This is a genomic window from Arthrobacter sp. MDT2-34-1 (assembly GCF_059091365.1).
In genome coordinates, this window is sequence record NZ_JBNHGO010000001.1 from 727,278 (window position 1) to 747,152 (window position 19,875).

Sequence of the window (19,875 nt, forward strand, 5' to 3'; positions counted from 1 at the left end):
AGGAGTGCTTTCGCCAGTGTCAGATCCAGCCCGTCATCCAGGGCAGCGCATTGCCGCCATTGTCCCCTGCCACAACGAAGAACAGACAGTCGCCACCGTCATCCGGGATCTGGAGCTCGCCGTCCCGGGGATAACGGTCTATGTCTACGACAACAACAGTTCCGACCGGACCGCCGAGCTGGCGCGGGCCGCCGGCGCCATCGTCCGGACGGAAACGCGCAAGGGCAAGGGCAACGTCATCCGGCGGGCGTTTGCCGATATTGACGCCGATATCTACGTCACGATCGACGGCGACGACACGTACGAGGCAGCGGACCTGCCACGCCTGATCGACGCCCTGTTGGACGGACCCTACGATCATGTGCTCGGCGTTCGTGCCGACACGTCGGAAACCGGGTCGTACCGCCCGGGGCACGCCATGGGGAACCGGATGTTCAACCGGGTCGTCAGCGTCCTCTTCCGATCCCAGGTTTCGGACATGTTGTCGGGATATCGCGTCTTTTCGCGCCGCTTCGTTAAGTCATTCCCCGCCGTGTCCAAGGAATTCGAAATCGAGACCGAATTCACGGTGCACGTCACGTCACTGCGGCTGCCGCAGGCCGAGGTCGAGGTCGGATTCCGCCAACGGCCCGAGGGGAGCGAAAGCAAGCTCAATACCTATTCGGACGGCTTCAAAATCCTGTCCCTCATCTTCGAGCTCGTCCGGCATGAACGGCCGGCCCTCTTCCACGGCATCATCGCCGCGGTGCTGGCACTGGCTTCGCTGGGGTTGGGGGTGCCCGTGATCGTCGAGTTTTTCGAGACCGGCCTGGTGCCCCGCTTCCCGACGGCGATCCTGGCTGCTGCCGTGATGGGCCTGGCGGTACTGGTGGGTTGTATCGGCATCATCCTCGACGGCCTAAAGCGGGGACGGCATGAAGCAGCGCGCCTGGCATACCTGCGCCTGGAGCCGCCGCAGCACCGGCAGGATGCAGGCGGGGCGTGGGCGGACCCGGCCCACGCGCGTCTGGACGGGACGAACACGTGAGCGATTCATCGGCACGTTCCCCCCGTGCCCGGGCCGGCGGCCCGAGGGGTGTGCGCACCGCTTGGACTGCGGCGGACTACGGGTGGCTTACAGTCTTGGGCGCCTCCGCTTTCCTGGCCACGGCTTTTCTGTGGGTGGCGAACCACCCCGGGCGGATGACGAATGATTCCGCCCATCAGCTCAAGCAGGTTCTCGGCCTGATTCCGCTGGACGACTGGCACCCCGCCGTCATGACCGTCGGCTGGACAGGTTTGTACAGGCTGACCGGCGACGTCGGCTCGCTGGTGCTGGTGCAGGTCGCGGTGACGTTCAGTGCCGCGCTGCTCTTGGCCATCTATCTTCACGATCTCACCCGCAGCCGGCTCATGTCCTCGCTCGCCCTCGCGATTCCGTTGCTGCCGTTCACCATCACGTTCCTGGGCGTGTTGTGGAAGGACGCGCACATGATGATCGCGTTCTTCAGCGGCACCGTCCTCATCCTGCTCGCCGAGCGCTTCCCGAGGCTCCGGTATCCGTTGCTCGCCCTGTCGCTGTTGTTCCTGCTGTACGGAGCGATGGTCCGGAAAAACGCGTTCTTTGCGATCCTTCCCCTCGTCTTCCTCCTCTACCGGGCCTGGCGGAACGCATCCCCCAAGCGGCGCAGGCGGCTGACAGCCAACCGGCGACGCGTGCGGGGCGGATATGTCGTGGCCGCCGCGACGTTCCTGGTGTTGATACTGGGCACGGGCGGGGCGTTCAGCGCCGCATTCCAGCCCAAACCCACCGGCCAGCTATCCCAAGTCTTCCTCGACGACATCATCTTCACCGTGCCCGCCGAAGAGATAAGGGACGCGGATATTCCCCAGGAACTGGAAGACAAACTGCTTGCCGCCCGCGAAAAATGCCGGGCCGAAGAAGCTATTTGGGATGCCTATTGGAAGTGCTACGGCCGCGGGGCAACCGGCAAATCCTTTGAACCGATCGCTTATCAGTCGGAGGTCCGGGACCTATGGATTGATGAAGTGGTGACGCATCCGGCCCGCTACCTGTACTACCGCGCCGAGACGTACGCCCGGTTCCTCTTCACCAGCAAGCTGGAATTCGTCGGTACCGGCGCGGAGGTTGTCCCCGCTGAGTACCGCGTGGAGCCGTCGAAGGCGGACAACATCCTCTACGACTACGTGGTTGAGTTCGGCCTGAAGACTTTTCCCTGGTTTTTTAAGGCCTGGTTTTGGCTCGCCGCCTCGATAGCGCTGATCGTGGCCCTCCCCAAGGCACGGCACCTGCGGCCGCAGGTCGCGGCCCTGGGCTGGTCGGCGCTCCTCTACCTGGTGGGATACTTCCCCATTGTGCCGGCAGCCGACTACCGCTACAGCTATTGGCCCGCCGTCGCCTGCACACTTGCAGGGGTGCTCTTTCTGGCGGACCGCCGCTTAAACAACAAGGGAATTCCAAAAGATTCCAGCCCGCATCCAGGTGGATCCGTACGCCCCCTCGAATCTCGCTCCGGGGCCCCCGAGTAACGTCTGCAAGGCGATCCTAGGCACGGGCAAAGGCAGCCGGAGAGACAATGACCACACACGCATGCCATTCTCTGCATGTGCGGAACGCTGGTTCGGGGTGCATAGTTAAGAGTTCGGGTACCAATGGGGGATTCTCCGTGTACAGGTGAACGTCCCCGAAGACGAATAAAGGCTGGATATTGATCGGTAACGCGACGTTTCGACATGACAACACGGCGCTGCTGGCCGTCTCGAGCGTGGAGGCCCCGGTAGCCGTCACTTCCGCCGACTTCGACGACCGGCTGGCACCCAGCCTGAAGCGCCTGAAGCTCTCCCGGAAGCTGCTGGAACGTGTTGCCGGCGTGACCGAACGCCGCTGGTGGTCGCCCGGTTCATCATTCGACGACGCCGCCATCGAAGCCGGCGCCAAGGCCCTCGCCGAGGCCGGCGTGGAGCCGGGCCAGATCGGCCTGCTGATCAACACCTCCGTCACCCGCAAGAACCTTGAGCCGTCCGTCGCGGTGAAGATCCACCACGGGCTGGGGCTGCCGTCGTCGGCCATGAACTTCGACCTGGCCAACGCCTGCCTGGGCTTCGTCAACGGAATAACGCTGGCCGCCAACATGATCGATGCCGGGCAGATCAAGTACGCGCTGATCGTCGCCGGCGAGGACGCGCAGCCGACCCAGGAAACCACCTTCGAGCGGCTGAACCATCCGGATTCCACCCGCGCCGACTACCTGCGCGAATTCGCCACGCTGACCCTGGGGTCCGGGGCCGCCGCGGCCGTGATCGGCCCCGCCGACGCCCACCCCGGCTCGCACCGGATCCTCGGCGGCGTCTCCCGCGCGGGCACCGAACACCACGAGCTGTGCGTCGGCGGGCCGGCCGGCATGTTCACGGACACCAAGGGCCTGCTGGAGAACGGGCTGGAACTGGTGGTCAACGCCTGGCACGAGGCCCACCGTGACGGCTGGAACTGGACCGCCATGGACCGGTACGTCACGCACCAGGTCTCCACCTCGTATACCAACGCGATCATCAAGGCCGTCAACCTGGTCCGCGAACGTGTGCCGATCACCTTCCCGAAGTGGGGCAACGTGGGGCCGGCCTCGCTGCCGATGACCCTCGCCCAGGAGGCCCAGACCCTGGGCACCGGCGACCGCGTGCTCTGCATGGGCGTGGGCTCCGGCCTGAACACCACCATGATGGAGATTGCGTGGTAGACACCCCCCTCTGGCCCGGCGTCGACCCGGCCTGGTCCCGCCGCGTCCGCGTTCGCTCCACCGCCGCAGACCAGGCCGGCAGCGCCCACACCTGGCACCTCCTGGACAACGGCCCGCAGCTGGCCGAACGCGGCATGGAACCAGCCGGCACCCTGCTGTGCGTGCACGGCAACCCCACCTGGTCCTACCTGTGGCGCAGCCTGCTGGCCGCCGCCGGTGACGCCGCGGCCCCGTGGCGCGTGGTCGCCGTCGACCAGCTGGACATGGGCTTCTCCGAACGCACCGGCAGCTTCCGCAGGCTCGAGGACCGGATCACCGACCTGGGCGACCTGACCGCAGAACTGGGCATCACCGGCCCCGTCGTCACCGTCGGACACGACTGGGGCGGCGTGATCTCGCTGGGCTGGGCCACCCGGCACCGCGACCAGCTCGCCGGCGTCGTCCTGACCAACACCGCCGTCCACCCCGCGGGCTTCGGGCTGCCCGCCCCGCTCAAACTGGCGCTGCACCCCGCCGTGCATCGCTGGGGAACGACGACGTCGGCCGCCTTCCTGCGCGTCACGCACGCCTTGGCGCATCCTCCGTTGGCGAAGGACGTCAGGGCCGCGTTCATGGCCCCGTACCGGCACGCGGCCCGCCGCACCGGGGTGGGCAACTTCGTGGCCGACATCCCGGCCGACGAGGCCGCGCCCAGCTGGGACGCGCTGAACGGGGTGGCCGAGGGCATCCGCAGCCTGGACGTTCCGGCGCTGATCCTGTGGGGCCCCAGGGATCCGGTGTTCTCCGACCGCTACCTGCGCGACCTGCTGGACCGGCTGCCGCAGGCCGACGTCCACCGCTTCGAAGGCGCCGGACACCTGCTCCCCGAAGACCGCGACATCGCCGGCCCCGTGTTCACCTGGCTCGACGCCGCCGTGGCCGGCGGCGGGCACGCGGCCGCCGCCCAAGGGCCCCGGGTTGCGGCCCCCTTCCGCTCCATGCTCGCCGAACTGGACGAACGCCGGACCGACGACGCCCCCGCCGTCGTCGACATGGCCCCGCTGGGCGCCGCGGCGGCAGGAAAGCGGACGCTGTCCTGGGCCGAGCTCGCCGGCCAGGTGGACCTGCTCGCCGACGGCCTGGCCCGGATCGGCGTGAAAGCAGGCGACCGCGTCAACCTGCTGGTGCCGCCCGGCATCGAACTGACCAGCCTGATCTACGCCTGCTTGAAGCTCGGCGCCGTCATCGTGGTGGCGGACGCCGGGCTGGGACCCGCCGGCCTAAGCCGTGCCATCAAGGGGGCCGGCCCCCGGTTCATCATCGGCATCGAACGTGCGTTCGCGGCCGCGCGGCTGTTCGACTGGCCGGGCGAGCGGATCAGCGTGACCGAAATGGGCGGGGCCAAGCGCCGGCTCTACGGGGTCGCTTACACCGTGCCCGAACTGCTCGAATCCGCCGCCGCTGCTGCGGCTGGCCCGGCCGGCGGCCGCGCCGGGCGCACCGCCCCCAAGCCCGACGACGACGCCGCCATCCTCTTCACCTCCGGCTCCACCGGGCCGGCCAAGGGCGTCGTCTATACGCACCGCCGGCTGGCCGCCATGCGGGACACCCTCAAGGAGACCTACGGGCTGGAAGCCGGCACCTCGCTGGTGGCCGGCTTCGCGCCGTTCGCCCTGCTGGGCCCGGCGCTGGGGGCCACCTCGGTGACCCCGGACATGGACGTCACCGCGCCCAAGACGCTCACCGCCGCGGCCCTGGCCGATGCTGCCGCGGCGGTCAGCGCCACCGCCGTCTTCGCCTCGCCGGCCGCCCTCGCGAACGTGCTCGCCACCGCCGACGGCCTCACGGACGAACACCGGGTGGCCCTGGCCGACGTGAAGCTGCTGCTCTCGGCCGGCGCGCCGATCCCCGAGCCGCTGCTGGCCAAGGTGCAGTCGCTGATGCCGTCCGCCCAGCTGCACACCCCCTACGGCATGACCGAAGCGCTGCCGGTGACGGACATCAGCCTGGCGGAAATCCGCGCGGCCGGTTTCGGGAACGGCGTCTGCGTCGGCACCCCCGTGGCGGGGGCCACGGTGGCCATCGCTGCGGTGGCCCCGGACGGCAGCGTGGCGGAACTGCCGACGACCGACCCCAACGTCACCGGGGAGATCCTCGTGAGCGCCCCGCACGTCAAGGACCGGTACGACCGGCTCTGGATCACGCAACGGCACAGCGCGTCCGTGCCCGGCTGGCACCGCACCGGCGATGTGGGCCATCTCGACGCCCACGGGCGCCTGTGGGTCGAGGGCCGGCTGGCGCACATCATCACGACGGCGAACGGCGTCGCCACCCCGGTGGCCGCCGAGCAGGCCGCGGAAACGCACGACGGCGTCCGGCTGGCCGCCGTCGTCGGCGTCGGTCCCGCGGGAGCCCAGGTCCCGGTCGCGGTGCTGGAGACCGTGCCGCCGTCCACGAAGCCGGACACCGCGCCGTACGCCCTCGGCGCCGAGGTGCGCACCGCCGTCGCCCGCGCCACGGGTCTGGAGCTGGCCGCCGTCCTGGTGCTGCCCGAGCTGCCCACCGACATCCGGCATAACTCCAAGATCGACCGCGCCGGGCTGGCCGTGTGGGCCGGCAAGGCGCTGGCCGGCGGACGGATCACCACACCGTGAGCGCCGCCGAAACCCGGACCGTCCTCGTCACGGGTGCCAGCGGGATGCTCGGCGCGGCCGTGGCCCGGCTGCTGCTGGCGGAGGGCCACGGCGTGCGCACTTTCCAGCGCCGCCCCGCCGCCGGCGTGGGCTCCGCCGTCGGGACCGTCCTTGGTTCGCTGACGGACGCCGGCGCCGTCGCCCGGGCGGTCGAGGGAGTCGACGCCGTGATCCACCTGGCGGCGAAAGTTTCGTTCACCGGCCCGTGGAGCGAGTTCGTGGCCACCAACATCGACGGCACGCGCACCCTGCTCGAGGCGGCGAGGTCGGCGGGCGTGCGCGACGTGGTGTTCGTGTCCTCCCCCTCGGTCGCCCATGTCGGCGAGGCCATCGCCGGCGCCGGCGCGGGGACGGCGGACCCGGACCGTGCACGCGGCAACTACGCCCGGTCCAAGGCCGCCGCCGAACTGCTCGCGCTGGCCGCCGACTCCCCCGGCTTCCGGGTCGCGGCCGTGCGCCCCCACATCGTCTGGGGCCCCGGCGACACCCAGCTGGTGGAACGCGTCATTGCGCGGGCCAGGGCCGGCCGGCTGCCGCTGCTGGACAACGGCGCCGCGCTGATCGACACCACCTACATCGACAACGCCGCGGCAGCCATTGTCCGTGCGTTCGAACGGATGGACCAGGCGCACGGCCAGGCCCTGGTGGTCACCAACGGCCAGCCCCGGCCGGTCGGCGAACTGATCGCGGGCATCTGCCGGTCCGCCGGCGTGATGGCGCCCGCTTGGTCGGTTCCCGGCTGGCTGGCCCGCGGCGCCGGCTCGGTTATCGAACGGGCCTGGACGGCCGCCGGAGCCGGCGGGCTGGTCCGCGACGAACCGCCCATGACGCGCTTCCTCGCCGAGCAACTGTCGACCGCGCACTGGTTCGACCAGCGCCGCACCCGCGAGGTGCTGGACTGGGTGCCCGAGGTCAGCATCGAAGAAGGGCTGCGACGGTTGGCAGCCCATTACGGCGGAACGACGAGGTAGGAGCAAGCATTGGAAAGCGTGAAGCTGATCGATTCCTGGCCGGTGGACAACGCGGCCACCGCCGTCGTCGCGGCCGACGGCGCCGTCGTTGCCTCCCATGGCGACCAGCAGCGGCGCTTCCCGCTGGCGTCCGTGACCAAGCTGCTCAGCGCCTATGCGGTGCTGCTGGCCGTCGAGGAAGGCGCGCTGGAACTGGACCAGGCGGCGGGCCCCGAGGGCGCCACCGTCCGCCACCTGCTGGCGCACAGCGCCGGCTACGACTTCGGCGACCGCACCGTGCGGTTCTCCCCCGGCGACCGGCGGCTCTACTCCAACGCCGGCTTCGAGGTGCTCGGCGAGACGCTTGAGGCCGCGGCGGGCATGGCCTTCGCGGACTACCTGCGCGAGGGCGTGCTCGTTCCCCTCGGCATGAAGGACACCAGCCTGGACGGCTCCCCCGCGGCCGGGGCGACCTCCACGTCCGCCGACCTGTCCCGTTTCGCAGCGGAACTGCAGCGGCCGTCGCTGCTGGCCGCCGCCACGGTCCAGGAGGCGACGCAGGTGGCCTACCCGGGGCTGGCGGGTGTGCTGCCGGGGTTCGGCCGCCAGCAGAACAACGACTGGGGCCTGGGTTTCGAGATCCGCGGCCACAAGAAGCCGCACTGGACCGGCAGCAAGAGCTCGCCGAAAACGTTCGGCCACTTCGGCCAGTCCGGCACCTTCCTCTGGGTGGATCCGGAGGCCGGCGCCGCCTGCATCGCGCTCACCGGCCGCGACTTCGGGCCCTGGGCCGCAGACGCGTGGCCCGATTACACGGACGCGGTGCTGGCGGAGCTGGGAAGGTAGCCCGTTACCAGCGGCCGTTCCGGGGCCTCGGCTGGCAGGCCGGGCAGGTGTAGGACGACCGGTTCATGAAGGTGTCCCGGCGGATCTTCGTGGACAGACCCAGGGCGCTGCAGCGGTGGCAGGGCCCGCCCTCCCGGCCGTAGGCGTTCAGCGACCGTTCGAAGTATCCAGAGGCGCCGTTGACGTTCACGTAGAGGGAATCGAAGCTGGTGCCGCCGGCCTCGAGCGCCCTGCTCATGACGTCCCGGCACGCGCTGAGCAGCCGCTCCGCTTCCTTGCGGCGCAGGGTGTCGGTCGGGCGGGCGTAGTGCAGCTTCGCGGCCCACAGGGCTTCGTCGGCATAGATGTTGCCGATGCCGGAGACCAGTGCCTGGTCCAGAATGGCGCGCTTAATGCCGGTCTTGCGGGCACGCAGGCGCTGGTAGAACGCCTCGAAGGAGAAAACGGGGTCGAGCGGGTCGCGGGCGATGTGGGAGGCCTCGACCGGGATCAGCGGCAGGCCGGTCTCGGACATCCCGCCGGCATGGCCGTCGGGAGTGGGCATCAGGTCGGCCAGGAACATGCCGCCGAATATCCGCTGGTCCACGAACCGCAGCTCGGCCGGCATCGGCGGGCCGTCGGGTCCGCCGGCCGGACTGAGCGTCAACCGGACCTTCAGGTGCTTCTCGTCGGGCTGCCCGCTGTCTTCGACCAGCAGCTGGCCGCTCATGCCGAGGTGCGCCATCAGGGCGAGTTTGGGCTCGTCGGGCACGGCTTTAACGGCGCCCGGGTGCGGCGAAGGGTCCGGCGTGGTCTCCAGCAGCGGCATCCAGAGGAATTTCCCGCGCCGGGCGACGTCGGCCACGTGGGCGCCGATGAGGTTGCCGCGCAGGTCGTCGGCTCCGAGGGCGTGGCGCCGGATGGAACGCTCGTCCAGGACGTCCACTCCGGTGATCGTCCGCCCGCGGACCCACTGGGCGAGCCCGCGGCGGACAACCTCCACCTCAGGCAGTTCAGGCATCGGAGTCGGCGGTCTCCGTCACCGATACGGGCAGCGAGGCACGCAGCGCCCGCCACGTGGTGGCGGCCGCTTCCTGCTCGGCTTCCTTCTTGGAATGTCCGGTGCCGCGGCCGTATTCGGTGGTGCCGATCAGCAGCGTGGCCACGAAGGTCCGGGCGTGGTCCGGGCCCGATCCGTCCACCCGGTAGGTCACGGTGCCCATCTTCCGGGCGGCGGCCAGCTCCTGGATGCTGGTCTTCCAGTCCGTGCCCGCGCCCAGGGCGTCGGCGTCCGCCAGGAGCGGCCCGACGAGGCGCATCACCAGCTGGCGCGCCGTTTCGATGCCCTGGCACAGGTAGGCGGCGCCGAAGAGGGCCTCCATCGTGTCGGCCAGGATGGAGGACTTGTCGGCCCCGTTGGTGAGCTTTTCGCCCTGCCCGAGCAGCACATGCCGGCCGACGTCCAGGCTGCGCGCGATGCCGGCCAGCGCCCGGGTGGAGACGACGGCGGAGCGCCGCTTGGCCAGTTCGCCCTCGGGCAGGTCCGGGTTGTCCCGGTACAGCGCGTCGGTCACGGAAAAGCCCAGGATCGAGTCGCCGAGGAATTCCAGGCGCTCGTTGGTCGGCAGTCCGCCGTGCTCGTAGGCGTAGGAACGGTGGGTTAAAGCAAGACGGAGCGTCTCGGCGTCGATATCAACGCCGAGACGCTCCAAAAGCTCTTCAGTTGAAGGCATGCCGGACGTTGTTACGCGTCGGCTACCTTGCGGCCCTTGTACTCAAGGAACAGCGCGGTGCCTGCCGAGTCGGTGACAACCTTGGCCTGGTGCGGCAGGCTGTAGGTGACACGGCCGTTCTCAACGGTCTTGACCAGGTTGGGCGCAGTGGCCTTCCACTGGGACCGGCGTGCGCGCGTATTCGAGCGGGACATCTTCCGCTTGGGAACAGCCACGGCTAACTCTCTTCTCTCTCGTCTGACTCTTTACTTTCGGACGCCTCGTCGGCGGCCGTACCGGCCAACCCGGCAAGGGCTGCCCAGCGAGGATCCACGACCTCATGGTGGTGACCCGGATCCTCTTCAAGGCGCATCCCGCATTCCGGGCACAAGCCTTGGCAGTCTTCCCGGCACACCGGCTGGAACGGCAGGGCGGTCACCACTGCGTCCCGCAGCGCCGGTTCGAGATCGATCAGATCGCGCTCAACCCGCCGCTGTTCGTCCTGTTCTTCTTCCTCGAGGAGTTCAGCTTCCTCGTAGTAGAAGAGTTCCTGCACATTGACGTCAAGGTCGTACGCGATGGGATCCAGGCAACGCCCGCACTCGCCCGTGACTGCCACGGAAACGGTGCCGGAAACCAGGATTCCCTCGTGCACGGCCTCAAGCTTCAGGTCCAGCTCCATGTCGGAGCCTTCCTGAACGCCAATGAGTGCTGCCCCGAAATCCTTCGGCGCAGCGATACGTTCTTCAAGAGTCCGCATGGTGCCCGGGCTGCGCCCGAGGTCCTTGACCGCAAGGGTCAAGGCCGAACTTTGATCATGGTTCAAGACCACAGTACTGAGAACTCCTAAAGAACATACGACCGACGTATCATCTTAGCCCGGATCTCCCGCGGGCCCAAACCGGCGGCGCTGCGGGGGTGTCAGTCCCGTCCGGCGGGCTCCAACGGCCTCTCTGCCTGGATCTGTGATGCCAGGTCGACGATCCAGGAACGCAGCTCGGGTCCCAGGTCCTCGCGCTCCGTGGCCAGGGAGACGACGGCCTTGAGATAGCTGAGCTTGTCGCCGGTGTCGTAGCGGCGCCCCTTGAAGACCACGGCATAAACACCGCCGCCGGCCTCCTCGGAGCCGGCCAGCATCTGCAGCGCGTCCGTCAGCTGTATTTCTCCGCCGCGGCCCGGCGGGGTCTCCTCCAGGACGTCGAAGACCGCGGGGTGCAGGACATAACGTCCGATCACGGCCAGGTTCGACGGCGCCTCGGCGGCGTCGGGCTTCTCCACCAGGCCGTTCACCTTCACGTGCGCCGCGCCGTCGATGCGGCTGATGTCCGCGCACCCGTAGGCGCTGATCGCTTCCGGATCGACCTCCATCAGGGCAATGACGGAGCCGCCGGTCGCCTGCTGGACCGCGATCATCTCCGTGAGCAGTTCGTCGCGCTCGTCGATCAGGTCATCGCCCAGCAAGACGGCGAAGGGCTCGTTGCCCACATGCTGCCTGGCGCAGAGAACGGCGTGGCCGAGCCCCTTGGGGTCGCCCTGGCGCAGGTAGTGAATGTCGGCCAGCTGGGAAGATTCCCGGACCGCGGCCAGCTTGTCGGCGTCGCCCTTGTCCTCCAGGGTTTGCTCGATAAACGGGACCCGGTCGAAGTGGTCCTCCAGGGAACGCTTGTTGCGCCCGGTGATCATCAGCACGTCGTCCAGGCCGGCGCGCGTCGCTTCTTCGACGACATATTGGATGGCCGGCTTGTCGACGACGGGCAGCATTTCCTTCGGCATGGCCTTGGTGGCCGGCAGGAACCTGGTCCCCAGCCCGGCGGCGGGCAGAACGGCTTTTCGTACGGATTGAGCTTGAGGCATGGTCAAACGTTAGCAAACGCGGGCTCCGCCGCAACCGCCGGAAGCGATCCGGGCCGGGCTACCGGGGCTGCTCCGCGGCGCGGAAACCGGCGAGCACGGCCTTCGGCACGAACTCCGAGATATCCCCGCCCAGCGAGGCAATCTCCTTGATCAAGGTCGACGACAGGTGCGTGTAGCTGCTCTCCGCGGCGAGGAAAACCGTCTCGATGCCGGCCAGATGCCGGTTCATGTGGGCCATCGGCAGCTCGTAGTGGTAGTCCTGCGACGAGCGCAGGCCCTTGACGATGACGCCGGCGCCGTGGCTGCGGCAGTATTCGGCCAGCAGGCCTTCACCCATCGCTTCAACGCTCACGCCGCGGAGGTAGGAGAGCGTCTCGCGGGCCATGGTCAGCCGCTCGTCCAGGCTGAAGCGGTATTTCTTGGCATAGTTTGTCGAGACGGCGACGATGACCTCGTCGTACATGCTGGCGGCACGGGCAATGATTTCCACGTGGCCTTTGTGGAGCGGGTCATAGGATCCTGGGCAGACGGCACGGCGCATAGAGTCGAATCTAGTCGATCCGGGCGGGCGGTGCACCACGCTTCGGTGGTAATACTGGGAGTCATGAGCACAGCTATGCGGCAACTCGTTCACGGCCGGCGGGCCGGCGTTCCGGCGCCGTGGCAGCGGACCGCGGCCGGATCGAACCTCCTCGGCGACGACGGCGGCCTCGGCCTCACCATCTTCGAGGAAATGACGACCCTCGCCGCGCGGACCGGCGCCATCAATCTGGGGCAGGGGTTTCCCGACGAGGACGGCCCGGCGGAAATCGCCGCCGCCGCCATCGACGCCATCCGCGGCGGAGCCAACCAGTATGCGCCGGGCAAGGGAACACTCACGCTGCGCAGCGCCGTGGCAGCCCACCAGCAGCGGTTCTATGGCCTGTCACCGGACCCGGAAACCGAGATCATCGTGACGACCGGCGCCACCGAGGCGCTGGCAGCGACGTTGTTGGCCCTGAGCGGACCGGGCGACGAAGTGCTGACGTTCGAGCCCTTCTATGACGCGTACGGGGCGATCATCGGCCTGGCCGGAGCCCGGCACACCACGGCCCCGCTCCTCGCCCCCGATTTCCAGCCGGACCTCGACTCACTCGAAGCGGCCTTTTCGGAGCGCACCCGCATCGTCCTGGTCAACAACCCGCACAATCCGATGGGCAGCGTTTTCTCCCGCGAGGCCCTGTTGCGCATCGTCGAGCTGGCTGAGCGCTACGACGCGCTGATCGTCACCGACGAGGTCTACGAGCACCTGACCTTCGATGCACCGCACATCCCCATCGCCACCCTGCCGGGAGCCGCCGAGCGGACGCTCACCATTTCGTCGGCCGGCAAGACGTTTTCGTTCACCGGTTGGAAGGTCGGCTGGCTCTCCGGCCCGGCGGACCTCGTCGCAGCCGTCCGCACGGTCAAGCAATTCCTCACGTACAGCTCGGGCGCACCGTTCCAGGATGCGGTGGCGGCGGGGCTGGGGCTGCCGGACTCGTTCTACGGCGGGATCGCCGCCGGCCTGAAGGCCAAGCGGGACCTGCTCAGCGACGGATTGCGGCAGGCCGGCTTCGATGTCTTCACGCCGCAGGGCACCTACTTCGTCAACGTGGACACGGCACCGCTGGGTATCACCGACGCACTCGACCTGGCCCGCCGGATGCCCGGGCTGATCGGCGTGGCCGCCATCCCGGTGCCGGTCTTCTGCCACCCCGACGGCGCCGAGCGGACCCGCTCGCTGCTGCGCTTCGCGTTCTGCAAGCGGACCGAGGTCCTGCAGGACGCCGCGCAACGCCTCGCCTCCCTGCCGGACAGGATCTGAGCCGTGGCCGAACGCTACCTGCGCGGCAGCGGCCTCCACGCCGGCATCGACAAGGACGACCGGGTACCGGGATCCTACGTCCTGAGCATTGGCGGCGCGGAGCAATCGCACGTCAACCTGCGGCATCCCGGCGACGTGTTCTACGAATACCTGCGCCGGATCGCCAACGTCGTCGACCTGGCGGGCCCGGCAGGAATCCCGCTGCGTTGCCTCCACCTGGGCGCCGGCGCCCTGACGCTGGCCCGGTACGTGCAGGCCACCCGGCCCGGTTCCCGGCAGGTCGCCGTCGAGCTGGAGCGGGAGCTGCTGGACTTCGTCCTCGAGCACCTTCCCATGCCCCACGGCACGGACCTGACGGTCCACTTCGGTGATGCCCGGCATGAACTGGCCTTCGGGGACATCGAGGGCACCTTCGATGTGATCGTGCTGGATGTTTTCGCCGGCGGCGACGCCCCGGAGCACCTGACCACGGCGGACTTCTACGCGGAGATGCTGGAGGCCCTGGAACCGGACGGGGTGCTGCTGGTCAACGTCGGAGACGACCCGCCGCTGGCGTTCGCCAAGCGGCAGATCGCCGAGCTCGCGTCCGTCGCCGGTTCGGTGGCGGCGTTGGGCGAGGCCGGCATGTTCGGCAGCCGGAGGGCGGGCAACATCGTCCTGGCCGCCCGCGGCGGTTCGTGGCCGCCGGAATGGTCGGCCGCCCTGCTGGCGGCGGGCCCGCACCCGGCGGCCGTCCTCAGCGGCCCGGAGCTCGATTCATTCGCCCGCAGCTGACGGGTCCACGGCGGGTTCGGCGAACCAGAGACGCGTCTCGCCGTACTTCCGGACGGCGAACCGGACGAGGCCTTCGGGCCATTCCGGTTCGGGTGACCGCGAAGAGCGTTCGACGACGACGACGGCGCCGTCGGCGAGGAATCCGGACACGGAGGCGAGGATGCCGGCGAGCGCGTCCTCGGCCAGCGGGTACGGCGGGTCCATCAGCACCAGGTCCCAATGGTGTCCCGGCGGAAGGTCCTTGAGGAACCGTTCCGCCTTCATCCGGTGCACCGTGGCCGTCTTCCGGCCCAGCTTGCCGTTGACCAGCTCGGCGTTGCGGCGGCAAACCCCCGCGGCTTTGTCGGCCGCTTCGACCAGGTCCACCGTGGCGGCGCCGCGGCTGGCGGTCTCGACTCCCAGAGCCCCGGAGCCGGCGAAAAGGTCGAGTACCCGGGCGCCGGCGACGACATCGTAGGACTCCAGCCGGGAAAACAACGCCTCTTTGACCCGGTCCGTCGTCGGCCGGGTGTTCTCCCCGGGCACGCTGGCCAGGGCCAGTCCCCCGGCCACGCCGGCCACGATGCGGCTCACCGGCTACCCGCGCTCAAGGAAGGCCTCCCGCTCGGGGTTCAGGTACAGCTCGATGGCGGCCGCCAGCTCGGGATACCGGGCCAGGGTAGAGTCCCGCTGCAGGATGGCCGTGGCGTCTTCCCGGGCACGGGCGATAACGGCCTCGTCCTTGATCACGCGCAGCAGCCTCAGGGTGGATTTGCCGCCGGACTGGGACGCCCCGAGGATGTCGCCTTCGCGACGCAGCTGGAGGTCTGCCTGCGAGAGTTCAAACCCGTCGGTGGTCGCGGCTACGGCCTGCAGCCGCTCGCGGCTGGGGTGCCCGGGCTCCAGCTGCGTGACCAGCAGACAGGTGCCGGGGAGCCCGCCGCGGCCCACCCGTCCGCGGAGCTGGTGGAGCTGCGAAATGCCGAAGCGGTCGGCGTCCAGGATCACCATCATGGTGGCGTTGTGCACGTCGACGCCGACCTCGATGACCGTGGTGGACACCAGGATGTCCAACGTTCCGTCGTTGAACGCCGCCATGGCAGCGGCCTTCTGCTCCGGCTCCATCCGGCCGTGCAGCATGCCGATCCGGATTCCGTCCAGGACCGGCAGCCCGCCCAGGTACTCGACCAGGGCGGCCACCGATGCCATGGGCCGCTGTTGCTCCGGCTGCCCTGACAGCTCGTCCGGCGGATCGGCCTCTTCGAGCTCGTCATCCCCGATCTTGGGGCACACGACGTAGACCTGCCGGCCGGCGGCGACCTCCTCCCGGGCCCGTTCCCAGATCCGGTCCTCCCAGGCAGGATGTTCCTGGAGGGCCACCAGATGGGTGGTGATCGGAGCGCGGCCCGCGGGCAGCTCCGTCAGCACGGACGTTTCCAGGTCCCCGAAGACGGTCATCGCCACCGTCCGGGGAATGGGCGTGGCGGTCATAACCAGCAGGTGCGGTGGCGTGGCCGAGCGGCTCCGGAGGCGATCGCGCTGTTCCACACCGAAGCGGTGCTGTTCATCCACCACCACGAGGCCGAGGTCAAAAAACTGCACCGTGTCGGACAGCAGGGCATGCGTGCCGACGACGATGCCCGCCTCGCCTGCCGCCACATCGAGCAAGGCCCTGCGCTTGGCCGTTCCGGTCATCGAGCCGGTCAGCAGCACGACTTTAGTGCCGTCGGGATCGCCGCCCAACATGCCGCCCTGCGCCAACGGGCCAAGCGTCCGGGTGATCGATGCGAAATGCTGGCCCGCCAGGACCTCGGTCGGCGCGAGCAGGACGGCCTGGCCGCCCGAGTCGACCACTTGCAGCATGGCCCGAAGGGCAACCAGGGTCTTCCCCGACCCGACTTCCCCCTGCAGCAACCGGTTCATGGGTGAATCTCCGGCCAGCTCCGCCGCGATCGTCGCGCCGACCTCGCGCTGTCCCGAAGTCAGGTCGAAGGGCAGGCGGGCGTCGAACTTGTCGGCAATACCGCCCTTCCGGCCCGGGCGTGCGGTCGCCTGTTCGGCCGCGGCGATGGCCCGCTTCCGCCCGAGGGCCGCCTGCAGGACCAGCGCTTCCTGATAGCGGAAGCGGTCGCGGGCCGCGCTGGCGGCTTCCATCGTCGAGGGCCGGTGGATCTGTTCGTAGGCCTCAGCCAGTGAGAGCATTCCGTCCCGTACGGCGATGTCGGTCGGGATGGGGTCCCCCAGGCGCCCGAAGTCCACGGCATCGAGCAACAGGTCAACGGCCGCCTTGATGCGCCAGCTGCCCAGTTTTGCCGTCGCCGAATACATGGGCACCGGGCGCAGGGCCTCCTCGGCGTCGAAGTCGAAGGCGTCTTCGAGCAACTGGTAGTCGGGGTTGGTCAAGGTGAGGTTTCCGCGGTAGGACGTCACCTTGCCGGAGAACATGGCGATGGTCCCCGGCCGCAGTTCCCGTTCCGCCTGATAGCCGTTGAAGAAGGTGAGGCTGATGTCCGAGGAATTGTCGGTCACGACGACCTCGGTCAGCGAACCGCGGCGGGCCCGCATCTTGCGTGAACTGGAGCTCAGCACCCGTGCCACCAGGGTTGCGTCCTGGTCGATCGGCAGCTCGGCGATCATGGTCAGCTCTCCGCGCTTCATGTATCGCCGCGGGAAGTAGTTGAGCAGTTCCCCGGTCACCGTCATGCCCAGGTGCTTTTCGAGTGCCGAGGCCGAGCGCTTGCCCAGCCGCCGCTCCAGCGGGACGCTCAGCTCGTCGGCAGGGTCAACCGCCATGGTTCTGCTCCGGCGGGCCGGCCAGCTCCGTCATGCTGACGTTCATCGGTTCACCCAGCTCCCGGATAACCTCCAGGGCCGCGTCGCCGTCCGGCACGTGCGCGTGGACGCGCCAACGGTACCCGCCCTCGATTTCAGTCACGGCGCTCATGATGACCGAGTCGCCCAGCTCGTCCAGTTTCAGGCGCAGCGTCGCGGCGTCGAGGGGGCTGAGGTTGACGGTGCACATGACCTCGACACCTTCGTGCACGTGGTCCAGGTGCAGGTGCGGATCCTGCACGTTGTAGCCGTGCAGGCCGTCCAGCAGTTCCGGCTGCAGTTCCACGCCCAGGGCGCTGGCCCGCAGGGTGTCCATGATGAGCAGGAACCCGACGGCGCCGGCGTCGACGATGTGCGCCGATTCAAGTGCCCCGAGCTGTGTCTCGGTCCTGACGACCGCGGCCACCGCCTCTTCCACGACCGATTCCAGCGTTGCCGCCAGGCCGTGGTTGCTGTCGTCGCCGTTCTTCGCCGCATGTACCGCCGATGCCGCCCGCGAGACCGACGCGATGACGGAGAGCATGGTGCCCTCCACGGGCTCGCTCAACGCGGACCAGCACCTGATTTCGGCACGCTGGAGGGCCGCGGCCAGCAGCGGCCCCGTCAACCGGGTCGTGCCCCGCAAGGGTTCGGCCAGGGCGGCTAGGAAAACGGACAGCAGGGTGCCCGAGTTCCCGCGCGCTTCTTCCATCGCCGCCTGGCCTGCTCCGGCCAGGAGTTCGCCGATGTCCGCCGTCCGGTTTTCGGCGGCCGACTTCGCCGCCGCCCGGACGGTCAGATAGAGGTTGGTCCCCGTGTCGCCGTCGGCCACCGGGAAGATGTTGATGGCGTTCAGGCGGTCGCTGTGGTTGCCGAGGACGACCTCGGCCCTGGACAGCCAGCGGCGCAGCGCTTCGGCATTGGCAGCAATTTTCGTCTGCAAAGGGGTCCCATCTGCATGCGCCGGCGATGCCCGCCAACGATCGATCTCAGTCCTCCGGCGTTACCTGAGCCTACCGCAGCCGGCTCCGCTCACCGGCATACGGCCGCGTCGCGGCTCACTCGAGATCCGCAGTACTCAGATATTCGCCGAGGCTGTCGTTCTGCAGCGCGTCGGCTATCTCGGCGATGGCCGCCTCGTCCGGCACGACGATCGACTGGCCGTCCGCGGAAGTGCCGGTGCCCAGGGTCGGAAGGGTGAACATCTGAACGTCGCTTGACCGTACATCCCGAAGCGAGACGCCCAGGGAGCCTGCGGTCATGGCGTCGAATTCGCTGTCAACGCTCACGAACGGGGAAAATTCGTCGACTACCTCGTTAATGCGCACGGGGTTTGTCAGTGTCTCGGCCGTCAGGAACTCGGACATCAGAGCCTTGACGAAGAGCTGTTGGTTGCGCACGCGCTGATAGTCGCCGTCGCTGAAGGCCTTGCGCTCGCGCACGAAGGACAGGGCAGACTCGCCGTCCAGAGTCTGGGTGCCCGCAGGGAAGAACTCGCCGGTCGACCCGGTTGCCGAGAAGGCCGCCGGATTGTTGATCTCCACCCCGCCCAAGGCGTCGGTCAGTTCCTTGAACCCCGAGAAGTCGATGATGGCGACGTGGTCGACGCGGGTCTCAAACAGCCCTTCGATGGTTTCGACGACAAGCGGTACCCCGCCGAACGCCATGGCGGCGTTGATCTTGTGCTCGCCCTGGCCCGGTATGTCCACCCAGGTGTCGCGCATGATCGACATGACGTAGACGTTCTCCCGATTCTCCGGGATGTGCATCAGCATCATGGTGTCGGAGCGGCTGCCGTCCGAGACGTCGGTCAGATTCTGCGTACCCGTGGCGCGGCTGTCGGAGCCCATCAGAAGAATGTTGACCGTCTTGTCGTTCGGGTCCTTCTCGGCCCGATTGTCCGGGAAGGCCGATTCGATCGTTTGGGACTTGCTGTTGAAGGAGTTGGCCAAGTTGAACAAGTAGCCACCTCCGACGATTGCAGCGACGACAACGATGCCCACGAGGGTGAAGAAGATGGTGCGGATGGGATCTTTCTTCCGCTGGCGGCGCTGCCGCCGCGGGCGGTATTCGTTGTCGTGGTCAGCAGTCAATGGGGTCACTTCCTAGGGGTGAGGCTACCTAAAAGGATAAACCCCGCGGCCGTCTCCTCACCGCAGGGCCGGTCTGGCGTGGCTGCGGTCACTGTCGCTCCGGCGGGCCGCGATGGTCGGGATACGCTGGCTGTATGACCCGCGCCTTCCCCCGACGCCGCCGTTTTGCCGTCCTTTTGTCGCTAGGAGCCCTGGGCAGCCTCACGGCGTGTTCGCCTGTTGTCGACGTTGACGCCGCTCCGGACGCGGCAAACCCCGGATGCGCCCCGATGATGGTCATCCTCCCCCAGTACGTCGCCGATTTCCCGCGCCGTGAAACGAGCAGCCAGGCGACCGCCGCCTGGGGGGACCCTTCCCAGGTCATCCTGCGGTGCGGTGTGCCGGTTCCCGGCCCGACGACGGACCAATGCGTCTCGGTCGACGGCGTCGACTGGGTACTGCGCGAAGGCGAGAACGGCTACTGGACGGCCACGACCTACGGGCGCACCCCGGCCACGGAACTGCTGTTCAAGCCCGATGACGTGGCAGAGAGCTCCGTGTTGATGGACATCTCGGCGGCGGCGTCGGAGATCCCGCAGGAACGCGAATGCCTGAGCATTTCCGACGTCCTGTAGGCGGCACGGCC

Annotated in this window: 19 protein-coding genes; 9 read left to right on the top strand and 10 right to left on the bottom strand. The window is 68.6% G+C overall.

Annotation, left to right across the window (positions count from 1 at the left end):
• The first annotated feature begins 16 nt into the window (after nucleotides 1-16).
• The 6 genes from AC5RVV_RS03335 (at nucleotide 17) to AC5RVV_RS03360 (ending at nucleotide 8,202) form a co-directional block, all read left to right on the top strand.
• Nucleotides 17-1,027, top strand: a complete 1,011-nt coding sequence (locus AC5RVV_RS03335) for a glycosyltransferase (RefSeq protein ID WP_493999989.1) — start codon at nucleotides 17-19, stop codon at nucleotides 1,025-1,027.
• Nucleotides 1,028-1,182: 155 nt separating this feature from the next.
• Nucleotides 1,183-2,529, top strand: coding sequence for a hypothetical protein (locus AC5RVV_RS03340; RefSeq protein ID WP_493999990.1), 1,347 nt, complete (start codon nucleotides 1,183-1,185; stop codon nucleotides 2,527-2,529).
• 179 nt (nucleotides 2,530-2,708) lie between these two features.
• Nucleotides 2,709-3,734: a 3-oxoacyl-ACP synthase III gene (locus AC5RVV_RS03345; protein WP_493999991.1), complete on the top strand. Its 1,026-nt coding sequence runs from the start codon at nucleotides 2,709-2,711 to the stop codon at nucleotides 3,732-3,734.
• Complete coding sequence (locus AC5RVV_RS03350) at nucleotides 3,728-6,367, top strand: alpha/beta fold hydrolase (RefSeq protein ID WP_493999992.1); 2,640 nt, start codon at nucleotides 3,728-3,730, stop codon at nucleotides 6,365-6,367. Before AC5RVV_RS03345 ends, AC5RVV_RS03350 begins: the two co-directional genes overlap by 7 nt.
• Complete coding sequence (locus AC5RVV_RS03355) at nucleotides 6,364-7,377, top strand: NAD-dependent epimerase/dehydratase family protein (RefSeq protein ID WP_493999993.1); 1,014 nt, start codon at nucleotides 6,364-6,366, stop codon at nucleotides 7,375-7,377. The genes AC5RVV_RS03350 and AC5RVV_RS03355 overlap by 4 nt, the downstream gene beginning before the upstream one ends.
• 9 nt (nucleotides 7,378-7,386) lie before the next feature.
• On the top strand, nucleotides 7,387-8,202 hold the full coding sequence (locus AC5RVV_RS03360; RefSeq protein ID WP_493999994.1) for a serine hydrolase domain-containing protein: 816 nt from the start codon (nucleotides 7,387-7,389) through the stop codon (nucleotides 8,200-8,202).
• A 4-nt stretch (nucleotides 8,203-8,206) separates the two neighbouring features.
• On the opposite strand, the gene mutM is transcribed toward AC5RVV_RS03360, so the two are convergent.
• From mutM to coaD, 6 genes are all read right to left on the bottom strand, one after another.
• Complete coding sequence (mutM, locus tag AC5RVV_RS03365; RefSeq protein WP_493999995.1) at nucleotides 8,207-9,202, bottom strand: bifunctional DNA-formamidopyrimidine glycosylase/DNA-(apurinic or apyrimidinic site) lyase; 996 nt, start codon at nucleotides 9,200-9,202, stop codon at nucleotides 8,207-8,209.
• Nucleotides 9,195-9,914, bottom strand: a complete 720-nt coding sequence (rnc, locus tag AC5RVV_RS03370) for a ribonuclease III (RefSeq protein ID WP_493999996.1) — start codon at nucleotides 9,912-9,914, stop codon at nucleotides 9,195-9,197. Before rnc ends, mutM begins: the two co-directional genes overlap by 8 nt.
• An 11-nt stretch (nucleotides 9,915-9,925) precedes the next feature.
• Nucleotides 9,926-10,129: a 50S ribosomal protein L32 gene (rpmF, locus tag AC5RVV_RS03375; protein ID WP_127511582.1), complete on the bottom strand. Its 204-nt coding sequence runs from the start codon at nucleotides 10,127-10,129 to the stop codon at nucleotides 9,926-9,928.
• A gap of 2 nt (nucleotides 10,130-10,131) precedes the next feature.
• Entirely contained in the window at nucleotides 10,132-10,695 is a 564-nt protein-coding gene (locus AC5RVV_RS03380; protein WP_493999997.1) for a YceD family protein, read from the bottom strand.
• A gap of 119 nt (nucleotides 10,696-10,814) precedes the next feature.
• Nucleotides 10,815-11,747 carry a UTP--glucose-1-phosphate uridylyltransferase GalU gene (galU, locus tag AC5RVV_RS03385; protein WP_493999998.1) on the bottom strand — a complete coding sequence of 311 codons (933 nt, stop codon included), beginning with the start codon at nucleotides 11,745-11,747 and terminating at the stop codon, nucleotides 10,815-10,817.
• 58 nt (nucleotides 11,748-11,805) lie between these two features.
• Nucleotides 11,806-12,288 carry a pantetheine-phosphate adenylyltransferase gene (coaD, locus tag AC5RVV_RS03390; RefSeq protein WP_493999999.1) on the bottom strand — a complete coding sequence of 161 codons (483 nt, stop codon included), beginning with the start codon at nucleotides 12,286-12,288 and terminating at the stop codon, nucleotides 11,806-11,808.
• A gap of 63 nt (nucleotides 12,289-12,351) precedes the next feature.
• Between coaD and AC5RVV_RS03395 the strand changes: the two genes are divergently transcribed.
• Both AC5RVV_RS03395 and AC5RVV_RS03400 read left to right on the top strand, forming a co-directional pair.
• Nucleotides 12,352-13,593 carry an aminotransferase class I/II-fold pyridoxal phosphate-dependent enzyme gene (locus AC5RVV_RS03395; RefSeq protein ID WP_494000000.1) on the top strand — a complete coding sequence of 414 codons (1,242 nt, stop codon included), beginning with the start codon at nucleotides 12,352-12,354 and terminating at the stop codon, nucleotides 13,591-13,593.
• A gap of 3 nt (nucleotides 13,594-13,596) precedes the next feature.
• Nucleotides 13,597-14,367: a spermidine synthase gene (locus tag AC5RVV_RS03400; protein ID WP_494000001.1), complete on the top strand. Its 771-nt coding sequence runs from the start codon at nucleotides 13,597-13,599 to the stop codon at nucleotides 14,365-14,367.
• Here AC5RVV_RS03400 and rsmD read toward each other — a convergent pair.
• From rsmD to AC5RVV_RS03420, 4 genes are all read right to left on the bottom strand, one after another.
• The gene (gene rsmD / locus AC5RVV_RS03405) at nucleotides 14,350-14,940 is read right to left on the bottom strand and encodes a 16S rRNA (guanine(966)-N(2))-methyltransferase RsmD (protein ID WP_494000002.1); all 591 of its coding nucleotides are present in this window, start codon (nucleotides 14,938-14,940) and stop codon (nucleotides 14,350-14,352) included. The two genes, AC5RVV_RS03400 and rsmD, sit on opposite strands and share 18 nt — an antisense overlap.
• Before the next feature lie 3 nt (nucleotides 14,941-14,943).
• Complete coding sequence (locus tag AC5RVV_RS03410) at nucleotides 14,944-17,139, bottom strand: ATP-dependent DNA helicase RecG (protein ID WP_494000003.1); 2,196 nt, start codon at nucleotides 17,137-17,139, stop codon at nucleotides 14,944-14,946.
• Nucleotides 17,129-18,067: a DAK2 domain-containing protein gene (locus tag AC5RVV_RS03415; protein WP_494001269.1), complete on the bottom strand. Its 939-nt coding sequence runs from the start codon at nucleotides 18,065-18,067 to the stop codon at nucleotides 17,129-17,131. Before AC5RVV_RS03415 ends, AC5RVV_RS03410 begins: the two co-directional genes overlap by 11 nt.
• A gap of 148 nt (nucleotides 18,068-18,215) precedes the next feature.
• Nucleotides 18,216-19,259: an LCP family protein gene (locus tag AC5RVV_RS03420; protein WP_494000004.1), complete on the bottom strand. Its 1,044-nt coding sequence runs from the start codon at nucleotides 19,257-19,259 to the stop codon at nucleotides 18,216-18,218.
• Between the two features lie 125 nt (nucleotides 19,260-19,384).
• Here AC5RVV_RS03420 and AC5RVV_RS03425 point away from each other — a divergent pair, with 125 nt between their 5' ends.
• On the top strand, nucleotides 19,385-19,864 hold the full coding sequence (locus AC5RVV_RS03425; RefSeq protein WP_494000005.1) for a DUF3515 domain-containing protein: 480 nt from the start codon (nucleotides 19,385-19,387) through the stop codon (nucleotides 19,862-19,864).
• Nucleotides 19,865-19,875 lie beyond the last annotated feature (11 nt).

Coding starts and splice junctions, on each gene's coding strand:
- AC5RVV_RS03340 (WP_493999990.1), top strand. CDS start 1,183: ATGACGAATGATTCCGCCCATCAGCTCAAGCAGGTTCTCGGCCTGATT.
- mutM (WP_493999995.1), bottom strand. CDS start 9,202: ATGCCTGAACTGCCTGAGGTGGAGGTTGTCCGCCGCGGGCTCGCCCAG.
- rnc (WP_493999996.1), bottom strand. CDS start 9,914: ATGCCTTCAACTGAAGAGCTTTTGGAGCGTCTCGGCGTTGATATCGAC.
- galU (WP_493999998.1), bottom strand. CDS start 11,747: ATGCCTCAAGCTCAATCCGTACGAAAAGCCGTTCTGCCCGCCGCCGGG.
- coaD (WP_493999999.1), bottom strand. CDS start 12,288: ATGCGCCGTGCCGTCTGCCCAGGATCCTATGACCCGCTCCACAAAGGC.
- AC5RVV_RS03395 (WP_494000000.1), top strand. CDS start 12,352: ATGAGCACAGCTATGCGGCAACTCGTTCACGGCCGGCGGGCCGGCGTT.
- AC5RVV_RS03410 (WP_494000003.1), bottom strand. CDS start 17,139: ATGGCGGTTGACCCTGCCGACGAGCTGAGCGTCCCGCTGGAGCGGCGG.
- AC5RVV_RS03425 (WP_494000005.1), top strand. CDS start 19,385: ATGACCCGCGCCTTCCCCCGACGCCGCCGTTTTGCCGTCCTTTTGTCG.